The sequence below is a fragment of the Mycobacterium sp. PTI7 genome, from assembly GCF_056679845.1.
This window is the reverse complement of sequence record NZ_CM155252.1, coordinates 2,211,932-2,224,731: the sequence shown is the minus strand read 5'-3', so window position 1 is coordinate 2,224,731 and position 12,800 is coordinate 2,211,932. Positions and strand designations below refer to the sequence as shown.

Annotated in this window: 11 protein-coding genes; 4 read left to right on the top strand and 7 right to left on the bottom strand. The window is 70.4% G+C overall.

Annotation, left to right across the window (positions count from 1 at the left end; all coding sequences use genetic code 11):
- Positions 1 to 35 precede the first annotated feature (35 nt).
- Positions 36 to 1,241, bottom strand: a complete 1,206-nt coding sequence (locus tag AC1MEY_RS10765; protein ID WP_480230621.1) for an ABC transporter ATP-binding protein — start codon at positions 1,239 to 1,241, stop codon at positions 36 to 38.
- A 241-nt stretch (positions 1,242 to 1,482) separates the two neighbouring features.
- Here AC1MEY_RS10765 and AC1MEY_RS10760 point away from each other — a divergent pair, with 241 nt between their 5' ends.
- The 3 genes from AC1MEY_RS10760 to AC1MEY_RS10750 are packed head-to-tail and all read left to right on the top strand — an operon-like array spanning position 1,483 to position 3,900.
- A complete protein-coding gene (locus AC1MEY_RS10760) occupies positions 1,483 to 2,892 on the top strand; it encodes a purine-cytosine permease family protein (RefSeq protein WP_480231414.1) in 1,410 nt (469 codons plus the stop codon).
- 32 nt (positions 2,893 to 2,924) lie between these two features.
- Positions 2,925 to 3,404 carry a TspO/MBR family protein gene (locus AC1MEY_RS10755; RefSeq protein ID WP_480230620.1) on the top strand — a complete coding sequence of 160 codons (480 nt, stop codon included), beginning with the start codon at positions 2,925 to 2,927 and terminating at the stop codon, positions 3,402 to 3,404.
- Between the two features lie 7 nt (positions 3,405 to 3,411).
- Complete coding sequence (locus tag AC1MEY_RS10750; RefSeq protein WP_480230619.1) at positions 3,412 to 3,900, top strand: phosphate-starvation-inducible PsiE family protein; 489 nt, start codon at positions 3,412 to 3,414, stop codon at positions 3,898 to 3,900.
- Position 3,901: 1 nt separating this feature from the next.
- Here the strand turns inward: AC1MEY_RS10750 and AC1MEY_RS10745 are convergent, their stop codons facing one another.
- Both AC1MEY_RS10745 and AC1MEY_RS10740 read right to left on the bottom strand, forming a co-directional pair.
- Positions 3,902 to 5,077, bottom strand: a complete 1,176-nt coding sequence (locus tag AC1MEY_RS10745) for an epoxide hydrolase family protein (protein ID WP_480231413.1) — start codon at positions 5,075 to 5,077, stop codon at positions 3,902 to 3,904.
- Between the two features lie 57 nt (positions 5,078 to 5,134).
- Positions 5,135 to 6,700 (bottom strand): adenylate/guanylate cyclase domain-containing protein, encoded by a 1,566-nt coding sequence (locus tag AC1MEY_RS10740; RefSeq protein ID WP_480230618.1) that lies wholly within the window; start codon positions 6,698 to 6,700, stop codon positions 5,135 to 5,137.
- A gap of 204 nt (positions 6,701 to 6,904) precedes the next feature.
- On the opposite strand from AC1MEY_RS10740, the gene AC1MEY_RS10735 reads away from it, so the two are divergent.
- Positions 6,905 to 8,116, top strand: coding sequence for an acyl-CoA dehydrogenase family protein (locus tag AC1MEY_RS10735; protein WP_480230617.1), 1,212 nt, complete (start codon positions 6,905 to 6,907; stop codon positions 8,114 to 8,116).
- Between the two features lie 107 nt (positions 8,117 to 8,223).
- On the opposite strand, the gene dacB is transcribed toward AC1MEY_RS10735, so the two are convergent.
- The 4 genes from dacB to AC1MEY_RS10715 form a co-directional block, all read right to left on the bottom strand.
- Entirely contained in the window at positions 8,224 to 9,573 is a 1,350-nt protein-coding gene (gene dacB, locus AC1MEY_RS10730) for a D-alanyl-D-alanine carboxypeptidase/D-alanyl-D-alanine endopeptidase (RefSeq protein WP_480231412.1), read from the bottom strand.
- A 63-nt stretch (positions 9,574 to 9,636) separates the two neighbouring features.
- Complete coding sequence (gene upp / locus AC1MEY_RS10725; protein WP_480230616.1) at positions 9,637 to 10,260, bottom strand: uracil phosphoribosyltransferase; 624 nt, start codon at positions 10,258 to 10,260, stop codon at positions 9,637 to 9,639.
- Positions 10,261 to 10,264: 4 nt separating this feature from the next.
- Entirely contained in the window at positions 10,265 to 11,473 is a 1,209-nt protein-coding gene (locus AC1MEY_RS10720) for a URC4/urg3 family protein (protein ID WP_480230615.1), read from the bottom strand.
- On the bottom strand, positions 11,470 to 12,735 hold the full coding sequence (locus AC1MEY_RS10715) for a GTP cyclohydrolase II (RefSeq protein WP_480230614.1): 1,266 nt from the start codon (positions 12,733 to 12,735) through the stop codon (positions 11,470 to 11,472). Before AC1MEY_RS10715 ends, AC1MEY_RS10720 begins: the two co-directional genes overlap by 4 nt.
- Between the last annotated feature and the right edge of the window lie 65 nt (positions 12,736 to 12,800).

Below are 12,800 nucleotides of genomic sequence, written 5' to 3'. Positions count from 1 at the left end.
AGGTGCGTGGAGGTCTAGTCGAGGAGGTCGATCGGTCAGTCGTCGAGCATCTCCTCGAGATCCTCGGTGGTGGGGATGTCGGCGGCGGGCAGCACGAGCGACGCCTCCGGGTCCCAGCCCACGTGCACCGGATCGCCCGGGTGCAGGGTGGGCAGCCGCTGTTCGGGGCCGACGTGGGCGAGGACCACCGATCCGTCGGATGCTGTGATCGAGACGCGGATGACCGGACCCTGGAAGGTCAGGTCGGCGACCGTGCCCTGGATGGACACGCAGTCGCCGGGTAGCGGATCGACCGAGACGCGCACCCGCTCCGGGCGCACCATCAGCGTGGCGTGGCCGCCGGGTTCGATGGCCGTCAGCCCGGCGCGGGCCCGCAGCGTGGTCCCGAGCACCGACACGTCGGCGACGCCGCCGTCGACGCGGACCTGTCGACCCGGCCACAGGTTGGCCTGGCCGATGAAGTTCGCGACGAACACCGTCGCGGGGACGTCGTAGATGTCGGTGGGCGTGCCGATCTGCTCGACGTTGCCCGCGTTCATGACCGCGATGCGGTCACTCATCGTGAGCGCCTCTTCCTGGTCGTGCGTGACGTAGATGAACGTGATGCCGACCTCGCGCTGGATGCGCTTCAGCTCGAACTGCATCGCGTGGCGCAGCTTGAGGTCCAGCGCGCCGAGGGGCTCGTCCAGCAGCAGGGCACTGGGGTAGTTGACCAGTGCGCGGGCCAGTGCGACGCGCTGCTGCTGACCTCCCGACAGCTGCGCGGGCTTGCGCTTGGCGAAGTCGGTGAGGCGGACGATCTCCAGGATCTCGTCGACGCGGCGCTTCACCTCCGTCTTGTCCTTCTTCATGCTGCGCGGCCCGTACGCCACGTTGTCCCACACGTTCATGTGCGGGAACAGCGCGTAGTGCTGGAACACCGTGTTGACGTTGCGCTTGTGCGGCGGGACCTTCGAGACGTCGACGCCCTCGAGGCGGATGGCCCCGGTGGTGGGCGTCTCGAAGCCCGCGATCATCCGCAGCGTGGTGGTCTTGCCGCAGCCCGACGGCCCCAGCATCGAGAAGAACTCGCCCGAGGCGATCGAGAAGTCGGCGTCGGCGACGGCGACGTAGTCGTCGAACCGCTTGGTGACGTGGTCGATCTCGATGACCGGGCGACCCGACTGCAGGTTCGCCCCGTCCTCTCCTGTCGCGTGGTCGACGGCGGTGATGCCCGAGCCGGTCAGATTCTTCTCCCTCATACCCGCACGTGGCCGTTAGCCGGGGCCATGCCAGCCCTCATCAGCCCGTGCGCCGTGGGTAAACCATCGCTGATCTTGCGTACCTTCGCAACCGTTTCCGCAACGAATTTACATTTCGACAATGGATTCCCTCGTCCAGAATGTTGCCGGGATGCAGATTCCGCGCCGTCGATCCTCGGTGCCGGCAGGCACGTCGACGCAGGTCGCCGGTCCCGGCGGCCCCGCGTGGTCGAATGTGCGCATGGGTAGTGGCTCCACCGGTACGACGAACGCACTCGACGCCGAACCGTTCCGGGGCCGCACGCCCTCGGGTGCGGGTGATCTGCGCGTGGAGACGCACGGCATCGCCCCCGTGCGCGCCGACGCCCGGTACGGCTCGCCGCGGCGGCTGTTCACCGTCTGGTTCGCGCCGCAGGTGAACATGACCGGTGTCTTCACCGGGGCACTCGCCATCGCGCTCGGCCTCGGCTTCTGGCTCGGCATGCTGGCGATGCTCATCGGCACCGTCCTCGGTTCGCTGGTGGTCGGGTACCTCTCGACGTGGGGCCCGCGGACGGGGACCGCGCAACTCCCGACGGGGCGAATGGCCTTCGGCGGCACGGTCGCGCTGCCGGCGGCGCTGCAGTGGCTGTCGTCGATCGCGTGGGACGCGCTGGTGGGGCTGTTCGGGGGCGAGGCCCTGTCCGTCCTGCTCGGCATCCCGTTCTGGGTCGCGGTGCTGATCGTGCTGGGCGTGCAGGGCGTGGTCGGCTTCTTCGGGTACGAGGTGATCCACCGGCTGCAGGCCGTGCTGACCGTCGTGCTGCTGGTGACGTTCGTGGTGTTCGCGGTGAAGCTGGTCGGCGGCCGCGACGTGATCGTGCCGCCGACCGTGACGGGGCCGGACCTGCTCGGGGCCTTCGTGCTGGAGGTGACGATCGCGCTCAGCCTGACCGTGTCGTGGGCGAGCTATGCGTCGGACTTCAGTCGCTACCTGCCCGCCGACTCGGCGCGGTCGCGCGTGTTCGGCTACACGTTCGCCGGGATGGTGGTGGCGTACGCCTTCGTCCAGGGCATCGGGGTGGCCGCCGGCGAGCTGGTCTCCGAGCACACCGTCGACGGGGTCCGGGCCGTGATGGGCGGCGGGGTCGTGGGTGGGCTCGCCCTGCTGGTCATCGCGCTGGCCTCGGTGGGCTCGGGCGTGATGAACGACTACAGCGGCTCGTTGGCCCTGCAGACCCTCGGCGTGCGGGTGCGCAGGCCGGTGTCGTCCGTGATCGTCACCGTGCTGGCGTTCGGGCTGATCCTCTGGCTGCACGGCGCCGACACCGCGACGCGCTTCCAGAACCTCCTGCTGATGATCGGGTATTGGATCCCGGCGTTCGTGGCCGTGGTCGCGGTCGACTGGCGGATCCGCACTCGGGGCCGCGCCACGATCGATCCGGCCGTCGAGCGCACGGGCCGCCGTGACGCCGTGGCGGCGCTCGTCGCGTTCGTCGTCGCCTACCTCGCCGCGGTGCCGTTCATGAACACGTCCCTCGTCCAGGGACCGATCGCGATGGCGTGGCACGGCGCCGACATCGCGTACTTCGTCAACTTCGTTGTGGCACTGCTGATCTACGGTGGTTACCGTCGGTTCGGTGACCGCCGCACCGCCGGTGTGGTGAACTGACGGTCCTCCGGACCCCAACGAAGGGATCGACGATGCGTCCTGCAACTCTCGCGAAGACCGGCGGCGCGGTGCTCGCCACCGCGGTGGTCGGCGGTCTGGCGAGCCGCCCGGCGCAGTCCGCCTGGTACGCGGCGCTGCGCAAGCCCGGCTTCCAGCCGCCGCGTCAGGCGTTCCCGATCGTGTGGCCGATCCTCTACGCCGACATCGCGGTGGTGTCGGCCAACGCGATCGACACGCTGACCGAGCAGGGCCGCCGCGACGAGGCCAAGACCTTCGCCGGCCTGCTCGCCCTGAACCTCGTCCTGAACGGCAGCTGGTCCTGGCTGTTCTTCAGCCGGCGCATGCTCGGCACGTCGGCGGTCGCCGCGGCCGCACTGACCGCGAGCAGTGCCGACCTCACCCGTCGGGCCGCGAGCGTGAACGGCGCCGCGGCGGCGCCGTTGGGTCTGTATCCGCTGTGGTGCGCCTTCGCGACGGCGCTCTCATCGCGGATCTGGATGCTGAACCGCTGACCCGGTGATGGCCAAGTCCGAGGGTGACGGCGAAGAGGAACGCCAGCGCCTCGCCGACCGGGTGCTCGGCTGGGCCGAGGACGCCATCTACTGGGGCATCGCCGTGGTGCTGCTGCTGGGCTCCGTCGCGATCCTGGTGGCACAGTTCGCGAAGCTCCTGCACCTGCGCGACACGCCGACGTCGAGCCTGGCGATCGAGATCCTCGACGGGCTGCTGCTGATCTTCATCTTCGTGGAGTTGCTCTACGCGGTGCGGGTGAGCCTGCGATCCCACGAGATCGTCGTCGAGCCGTTCCTGATCGTCGGAATCCTGGCCGCCATCAAGGAGATAGTGGTACTCAGCGTCGAGGCCGCCGCCTTGCTGAACAAGGGTCCCGAGTTCTCCCGGGCGGCCGTGGAGATCGGCGTACTCGGCGGCGTGGTCCTGGTGCTGTCCCTGTCGGCGTGGGTGATGCGGGTGCGGACGTCGGAGGGCGGGTCGCAGGTCGAGGACTGAGTCAGCGCACGGTCGCGAAGAATGTCCGCACGTCCTCGACGAACGACTCGGGCTGCTCGAACGCCGCGAAGTGACCGCCGCGCGGCATCGTGGTCCAGTGGGTGATGTTGTAATTCTGCTCGCACCACGACCGTGGCGTGGGGCCGATCTCCTTGGGGTACGAGGCGACGCCCGTGGGCAGTTCGACCCGGCCTCCAACACGTCCCCGGTCGCTTCGCTCCTGCCCTCCGGACCCGCCGAACGACGTCTGGCTCTCCCAATACAGCCGCGCCGACGACGCCCCGCTGGCGGTGGCCCAGTAGACCATCACGTCGTCGAGCATCTCGTCGCGGCTGAGCGCGTTCTCGGGATGGCCGTCGCAATCGGTCCACGACCAGAACTTCTCGACGATCCACGCCAGCAGCGCGACGGGGGAGTCGACGAGTCCGTACCCCACCGTCTGCGGCCGGGTGGCCTGCTCCTTGAAGTAGCCGTTGTCCTGGGTGCGGTAGTGGTTCAGCCCGGCGAAGGCGGCCTTGTCCTCGTCGGTCGGGTTGGTCTTCGCCTCCTCGGTGGGGGAGCCGATGGGGAAGTTGGTGTGGATGGCCACGCAGTGCCCGACGTTTCGCCCGATCTGCGCGGTGACGGCACCACCCCAGTCGCCGCCCTGGGCGCCGTAGCGGTCGTAGCCGAGCCTGGTCATCAGCGTCTCCCACGCCGCGGCGACCCGGGCGACGTTCCACCCCGTCGCGTCCGGCTTGCCGGAGAAGCCGTAGCCGGGCAGCGAGGGGCAGACGACGTGGAACGCGTCCTCGGCGCGTCCGCCGTGCGCGGTCGGATCGGTCAGCGGCTCGATGATCTTGGCGAACTCGACGATCGATCCGGGCCAGCCGTGTGTGATCACCAGTGGCATCGCGTCCGCGTGCCGGGAGCGCTGGTGGATGAAGTGGATGGGCAGGCCGTCTATCTCGGTGGTGAACTGCTCGAACCGGTTGAGCGCTGCCTCGCGGGCACGCCAGTCGTAGTCCTCCGCCCAGTACCGGGCGAGTTCGCGGGTGTAGGCCAGCGGGATGCCCTGGGTCCAGTCGAGTTCGGTTCCGCCGCCGACGGTCTCGGCCTCGGGCCAGCGGGTGGCGTCCAGCCGGCGTCGGAGGTCGGTGAGGACGTCGTCGGGAACGGCGATGCGGAACGGTGTCACGTCGGACTTCTCGGTGGAGGTCATGGCTTCCTTCTTAGTCGCGCCGGCTCATCGGTATCAGGCCGGAGTGGTCGGGCCGGAGTGGTCGCGCCGGTCGTGGTCGGGATCCTGCGGACGCCGCACCGAGATGCGGGTGGGTTCGGGACGGCCGCGCAGCAGGATGGGGTCGCGGGTCTCCCAGTGCGTGCGTTCGCCGTCGTCACTGCGGTCGGTCGCGGCGCCGGATGCCAGCGCCCGCCCCGCGATGACCTTGGCCGCGTCGGCGAGCCGGGCGGCTTCGTTCACCGGATCGCCGATGACGGTGTACTCGTAGCGGTTCTCGGCGCCGATGTTCCCCGCGAACACGGGGCCCGCCGACACCCCGATGCCGAAGTCGACGTCGGGCAGCGCGCGCAGGTTGTCCGCCAGGGCGCGCGCCGTGCACAGCGCCGACGTGGCGGCACGGTCGTTGGCCACCGGCGCCCCGAACACCGCCAGCGCCGCGTCGCCCTGGAACTTGTTGATCAGGCCGCCGTGCTCGTCCACCGCGGCCACGACGATGCGGAAGAAGTCGTTCAGCACGTCGGCGACCTCGCGCGGCGACCGGCTCGAGGGCAGCTGGGTCGAACCGGCCAGGTCGATGAACAGGATCGCGACGTCGGGCACCTCGTCGGACGCGTCGACCGTCCGGGACTCGACGGCGAGCCGGGCGACGTCCGGCCCCACGTGGCGGTCGAACAGATCACGTAGCCGGTCGCGTTCGTTGAGGCCGGCGACCATGCGGTTGAAACCGTTCTGCAGCCTGCCGATCTCGGACTGCTCGTACACGTCGACGGTGCGGCCGAGGTTGCCGCGCTCGACTTCGGCCATCGCCGCGACGACGTCGTTGAGCGGATCCGAGATCGACTTGGACACCAGGATGAGCGCCCGCAGGCTCAGCGCCACCGACGCTGCGGAGAGCACAACGACCGGCACGAGCACCGATGCCGACCGCGGGATGAGCCACCCCTTGGCGCCGAACACGACGATCATCGCGATGGTCATGGTGGGTAATGCGCTGTTGACCAACCACATCAGCACCAGGCGGGCCGTCACGCCGGGCGCGGTCTCGCGGCTGACGAACTCCTGGCTCGCCGCGGCGACGACCGGCCGGATGACGCGCTGGGTGAGCAGCATCCCGGTGCTGACGCTCGAGGTGCAGCCGAACGAGACTGCCAGCAGCAGGAGCAGTTCCACGCCGAGACCGGCCCGGGTGTTGGCCGCGAGCATCACCGCGCCACCGACCACCCAGGTGGCGGCCATCAGGACCGATTGGCGCCGGTTGAGGTTGATCGCACTGCGGCGCTGCCCGTCGTCGGGGGTGTCCCGGGCGACGTACCAGCGCAGCGAGGGGGCGACGATGCGGTGGCCCCCGTAGGCGGTCGCTGCGAGGCCGGCCACGATCAACCCGATGGCGAGCACCATGTTGGTCCGCGTCGCGAAGGCGGAGGCGGCCGCGCCCTCGGCCTGCAGCGACAGGGACACGACGACCGCGGCGACCTCGCCGGCGGTCACGAGTTGGGCGAGGGTAAGGCCGATGGCGTACCGGCTGCCCAACCGTCGCACCGACGGCCCGCGGGGCACGCTCGGCTGGTCGGTCGGCACCCGGGTCACGGTGTCACATCATCGCGGTCGCGTGGTGTCGTGGCGTGCAGAACGGGTTTTCCGTGTCGTCGACACGGCCGGGGTGGGGGTGTCATCACCCGAATCGCAGTGTACAGTCGTTCACCGAAGCTCGTATGGGTAGCTCGGTCGACGTCGGCCCGCCCCCGCGGGCCGCGACCCGGAACCGTGAAAGGACCAGTCCTGATGTCGTTTTCGCTCGAGATGTCCGAGGACGTCGTTGAGATCCGTGACTGGGTGCACGAGTTCGCTGCGACCGTGGTCCGACCCGCCGCGGCGGAGTGGGACGAGCGCGAGGAGACGCCCTGGCCGATCATCCAGGAGGCGGCCAAGGTCGGTCTGTACTCGCTGGACCTGTTCGCGACGCAGTCCGCCGAGCCGACCGGGCTGGGCATGCTGACGGTGTTCGAGGAGATGTTCTGGGGTGACGCGGGCATCGCCCTGTCGATCCTGGGCACCGGCTTGGCAGCCGCCTCGTTGGCCGCGACGGGGACGCCCGAGCAGCTCGGGGAGTGGCTGCCGCAGATGTTCGGCACCGTCGACGAGCCGATGCTCGCATCCTTCTGCGCCTCCGAGCCGGGCGCCGGTTCCGACGTGTCGGCCATCATCACGCGGGCGAAGTACGACGAGGCCGCCGACGAGTGGGTCATCAACGGCACCAAGACGTGGGCCACCAACGGTGGCATCGCCAACGTGCACATCGTGGTCGCCTCGGTATACCCGGAGCTGGGCTCGCGCGGGCAGGCGACGTTCATCATCCCGCCGGGCACCAAGGGCTTTAGCCAGGGCCAGAAGTTCAAGAAGCACGGCATCCGCGCATCGCACACCGCCGAGGTGGTGCTCGACGACGTCCGGCTCCCCGGCAACCTGATCATCGGTGGCAAGGAGAAGTTCGACGAGCGCATCGCCCGGGCGCGCGAGGGCCGCAGCTCCGCAGGCCAGGCGGCGATGAAGACCTTCGAGCGCACCCGCCCGACCGTCGGCGCCATGGCGCTCGGCGTCGCGCGCGCCGCCTACGAGTACGCGCTCGAGTACGCGCAGGAGCGCGAGCAGTTCGGCCGCAAGATCGGCGACTTCCAGGGCACCGCGTTCAAGCTCGCCGACATGAAGACCCGCATCGACACCGCCCGCCTGCTGGTGTGGCGCGCGGGTTGGATGGCCCGCAACGACAAGCCGTTCACCAATGCCGAGGGATCGATGGCCAAGCTCGCCGCCAGTGAGACCGCGGTGTACGTGACCGACGAGGCCATCCAGATCCTCGGTGGCAACGGCTACACCCGCGACTACCCCGTCGAGCGGATGCACCGCGACGCGAAGATCTTCACGATCTTCGAGGGCACCAGCGAGATCCAGCGCCTGGTCATGGCCCGCGCCATCACCGGCCTCCCGCTGAAGTAGGCGGTCACCTCCTCCGGCGAGCGTGCGAGTCTGCGGGCGACACGCCGGGCGGAGGCCCGAGATCACGCACGCTCGCGGATCGATGCTCCCGGAAACGGGGCTCCCGCTCAGCGGCACCCGCACTGCCGCAGGACGGTCGCCACCGTGTCGAGCGCGGGCTTCGCGACGTCCTGCATGGTGCCCGTCGACATCAGCGTGAACGTCAGGGCGCGGCCGTCGACGTCGGTGACGAAGCCCGCCAACGCGTTGACGAAGTCGAGCGTGCCGGTCTTGGCCCGCACCCAGCCAGCGCCGGGGGAGGGCACGGCGAACCGGTTGGACAGCGTCCCCGAGCCGCCGCCGACCGCCAGGTCGTCCACCAACGGCCGGAGTGCGGCGGCGTGTTCCCCGGAACCGGTTGCCGCGGTGAGGATGTCGTCGAGCAGCCGGGCGGGGACGCGGTCCTCGGTCGACAGTCCGTTGAGATCCTGGACGGACAGGCCCGTCAGGTCGAAGCCGGCTTCGGTGAGCACCTCGGACACCGCGGCCACCGAGCCGTCGAAGGTGGCCGGCTCGCCGCGGGCGAGCGCCACCTCGAATCCGATGGTCTCGGCGGTCACGTCGTCGGAGGCGACCATCATCTGGTGCAGCCGCATGCTCAGCGGAGCCGACCACACCGTGGCAACGGGCTCCGCGGTCGGAGGCGCGGCGCCCGTCGTGACGGCGGCGGGATCGACCCCGAGTCGCTGGGCCAGTGCGCGCCCGGTGTCGAGTGCGGGGGTGGCCGACCGCGGCGAGTAGTCCATCAGCGGCGGCAGGCGACCGCCGTCGAGCATGACCGGTTCGATCGGGGCGATGCTGCCGCCGGCGATGTCGATCGGGTTCCACCCGACGGCCATGGTGGGTCCGGGGTAGAGGGACCCGTCGACGACGACGCTCGCGACGGGGACGCCCGATGCGCGGACCTGGTCGGCGAGATCGTCGAGCCGGGGCGCGTCGGTGTAGTACCCGGGTGTGCCGTCGGGTTGGGCGGTGAGGGTCGCGTCACCGCCGCCGACGAGCACGACCTCGCCGGGGACGGCGCCGGGCACCACGGTGGTCCGGACCCGGTGCTCCGGTGACAGGCTGAGCAGCGCGGCCGCGGCGGTGAGCACCTTGGTGACGGAGCCCGGCGTCTGGGGGAGGTCGGCGCCCTGGGACCACAGCTCGGCGCCGGTGATCGCGTCGGTGACCTTGCCGGTGAGCAGTCCGAGATCGGGGTTCGCGAGTGCGGGGCCGAGTGCGGCCGCGACGCCCCCGGCGGTGGGCACCGGTGCGTCGGGGGAGAGCGGGGCGAACGGCGCCGCGGTGAGCGCGACGGGTCGGGGACCCGCCTGAAGCTGGGCCTCGGACGGACGGGCGGTGACGCGGAGGTAGGTGTAGACCCCTGCGGCGCCGACGAGGAGCGCGACGACCACGACTGCCGCGACGATTCCCATCCGGCGTGACGTCACGCCCGATTGTCGGTTACGGCCCGTGCATCCGGCAAACCCGGGTCGCGACTACTTGGTCCCGAAGATCCGATCGCCGGCGTCGCCGAGCCCCGGCACGATGTAGCCGTGCTCGTCGAGTTGGCGATCGATCGCTGCGGTGTAGATGGGCACGTCGGGGTGGGCGTGCTCCATCGCGGCGATCCCCTCGGGGCACGTGAGCAGGCAGACGAACTTGATCGACTTGGGTCGCGCCTCCTTGAGCCGCTCGACGGCGGCCACTGCCGAATTACCGGTGGCGAGCATCGGGTCGACCACGACCACGTCCCGTTCGTGGAGGTCGCCGGGCAGCTTGAAGTAGTACTCGACGGCCACCAGTGTCTTCGGGTCGCGGTAGAGCCCGATGTGTCCCACCCGAGCGCCGGGCACCACGGCGAGCATCCCGTCGAGGATTCCGGTGCCGGCCCTCAAGACGGAGACGAATACCAGCTTCTTGCCGTCGATGACCGTGCCCGTGGTGTGCTCGAGAGGGGTTTCGATCTCGATCTCCTGGGTGGGGATGTCGCGCAGCACCTCGTACGCCATCAGCATCGACACCTCGTGCAGCAGCTGACGAAAGGTCCTCGTGGAGGCGTCCTTTCGTCGCATCAGGGTCAGCTTGTGCTGCACCAGCGGATGTTCGATCAGATGAACCATGGCGTCAGAACACCGTCCCGTCACTGTCGATCGTCAGGGGTGGGAGCCCACCCCGGAGTCGTTGCGCGGCCGCGCGACCCGCGGCCCACGTCCCGCCTTCGAGGACGCAGGCCAACGGCACGTCGACGCCCAGGTCGCCGCGTACGAGTTCGGCCAGCTCGTCGAGCAGTGCGACGGTCAGCGCCCGCCACTCCACGACGAGTTCGTCGGCGGGTGACCAGGTCCGCGCCGCCCACGCGTCGTCGCGCAGCGCCAGGACGCCGCCGTCGAGCAGGAGCCCGCCGTTGCGGTACTCGGGCAGTCCGGTGAGCGCGTCGATCCCGTCGACCGTCACCCCGGACCACTCGAGGGGTTCGAGCAGTGAGTAGGAGAGCCACTGCGACAGCTTGTGGAACGGCATCCAGCCGTCGGTCCCGTCTGGCCCTCGCACGGCGGCGTGGCGCCAGCAGTCACCCAGGGGGACGCCGTCGATGGCGTTGTCCGACGGCCAGATCGGCGACAGCGAGTCCAGCAGCAGGCCGAGGATCGCGTGCGCGGTGACGCGGCGCTCGGGGCCGACCAGGGCGTCGACGAGGCCGCCGGGGCGCGCGGGGGAGCCGAACACGTCGGGCCGGGAGTCGAGTGTGTCGCCGAGTCGGCGGAGCACCTCGACCCGGCCGGACAGCCCGACCAGCGGGTTCGACGGGCTCACCTGGAACGCCCGGCCCAGGGCGTCGACGTCGAGGCCGCGCAGTCCGGCGGCGTCGGCGCGCAGGGGCCGGGCGGGGTCGCTCGAGAAGAGTCCGGCGGTGAAGGCGTGGAAGCTGGCCACCCCAAGGCCTTCCGAGCGGCTGACGTCCGCACCGCCGTCCGCCTCGCGGTAGCGCCACCGCGGCCCGGCGCCGGCGTCGAGCAGCACGCTGACGACGGTGAGGTCGATCAGTGCCCGCGCTCGGTCACCGTCGTCGGCGTCGTCGAGCAGGCGTTCGAGGTGACCTCGACGGTCGACGCCGCCGACCTCGAAGTGCCGCCACCGACTGTGATACGGCACGGCCAGGTCGGGATGACGGGTGCGCGTGAGGTCGGCGACCTCCATTGCGACGGTGGGCAATCGGTGGTCGTGGACGGTGAACCAGGGGGAGTCGCCCGCGCGCGCCCGCTCGAGGAGCAGGCCCGCGCGTTCGCGGATGGTGGTCGTGGACCTTAGCGCCGCCACCGCCTCCGCGGCCTTCACGCGTCCAGTCCGCGGCCCTTGGCCTTCTTGAGTTCCTCGGCGTCCGGGATCGGGCCGGGCGTGAAGTAGCCGGCCGCGGTCTTCGCGTCGATTTCGACGCGCGCATCCGCCGGGATGAGGTCGTCGGGCAGGTTGACCCGCGTGCCGACCTCGATGCCGGACCCGGTGATCGCGTCGTACTTCATGTTGCTCATCGAGACGAGCCGGTGGATCTTGCGGATGCCCAGCCAGTGCAGGACGTCGGGCATGAGTTCCTGGAAGCGCATGTCCTGCACCCCCGCAACGCATTCCGTGCGGGCGAAGTACCGGTCGGCGGTGTCGCCGCCCACCTGCCGCTTGCGGGCGTTGTAGACCAGGAACTTGGTCACCTCGCCGAGCGCGCGTCCCTCCTTGCGCGAGTAGGACACCAGGCCGACGCCGCCGCGCTGGGCGCCGAGGATGCACTCCTCAATCGCGTGGGTGAGATACGGCCGGCAGGTGCAGATGTCGGATCCGAAGACGTCGGACCCGTTGCACTCGTCGTGCACCCGGGCGGTGAGTTCCACGCCGGGATCGGCCAGATCGTTGGGATCGCCGAAGACGTAGAGCGTCTGGCCGCCGATCGGCGGAAGGAACACCTCGAGGTCCGAGCGCGTGACGAGTTCGGGGTACATGCCGCCCGTCTCCTCGAACAGCGCACGGCGCAGGTCGGTTTCGGAACAGCCGAATCGCCGGGCCACGCCCGGTAGGTACCACACGGGCTCGATCGCGACCTTGGTCACCAGCGCGGCGCCACCGTCGAGCAGGAAGCGGCCGTCGGGAGTCAGACGGCCGCGGGCGATCGCGTCGGCGATCTCGGGGAGGATGACGTGGGCCCTGGTGACCGCGATGGAGGGGCGGATGTCGTAGCCCGCGGCGATCTCGCCTGCGAAGACGTCGGCCACCGCGGCGCCCCACGGGTCGAGGCTGACGATGGCGTCCGGGTCGCTCCACTGCGGGTGCGGTCCGATGAGGTTGGTCGGGGCGGTGTTCGTCAGGTCGGCGCGGTGCTCGCGGGACAGCGAGCCGGCGGCGACGGCGAGCGCGCGGTACACGCCGTAGGAGCCGCTGTGCGTGCCGATGACGTTGCGGTGCAGGCGCGTCGTCGTGGTGCCGACGATCGGTCCCCGGCCTGCGGGGGTGTCCGCGCCCCAGGTGATCGGCAGCGCACCGAACCCGCCGCCGTGCGACGTCAGCCGGATGTGGCCGACCGACCGCGGCGCAGGTGTCACGTCAGACGACATCGTGCCTCCCGGTGAGAAGGCGTCAGCTTAGCGACCCGACGGCGTCGCTGCCGAGTGTCGCGGAT

Excerpts from the sequence above, each read along its gene's own strand:
- AC1MEY_RS10715 (WP_480230614.1), bottom strand. The coding sequence starts at position 12,735 with ATGTCGTCTGACGTGACACCTGCGCCGCGGTCGGTCGGCCACATCCGG.
- AC1MEY_RS10765 (WP_480230621.1), bottom strand. The coding sequence starts at position 1,241 with ATGAGGGAGAAGAATCTGACCGGCTCGGGCATCACCGCCGTCGACCAC.
- upp (WP_480230616.1), bottom strand. The coding sequence starts at position 10,260 with ATGGTTCATCTGATCGAACATCCGCTGGTGCAGCACAAGCTGACCCTG.
- AC1MEY_RS10735 (WP_480230617.1), top strand. The coding sequence starts at position 6,905 with ATGTCGTTTTCGCTCGAGATGTCCGAGGACGTCGTTGAGATCCGTGAC.
- AC1MEY_RS10750 (WP_480230619.1), top strand. The coding sequence starts at position 3,412 with ATGGCCAAGTCCGAGGGTGACGGCGAAGAGGAACGCCAGCGCCTCGCC.
- dacB (WP_480231412.1), bottom strand. The coding sequence starts at position 9,573 with ATGGGAATCGTCGCGGCAGTCGTGGTCGTCGCGCTCCTCGTCGGCGCC.
- AC1MEY_RS10760 (WP_480231414.1), top strand. The coding sequence starts at position 1,483 with ATGGGTAGTGGCTCCACCGGTACGACGAACGCACTCGACGCCGAACCG.
- AC1MEY_RS10755 (WP_480230620.1), top strand. The coding sequence starts at position 2,925 with ATGCGTCCTGCAACTCTCGCGAAGACCGGCGGCGCGGTGCTCGCCACC.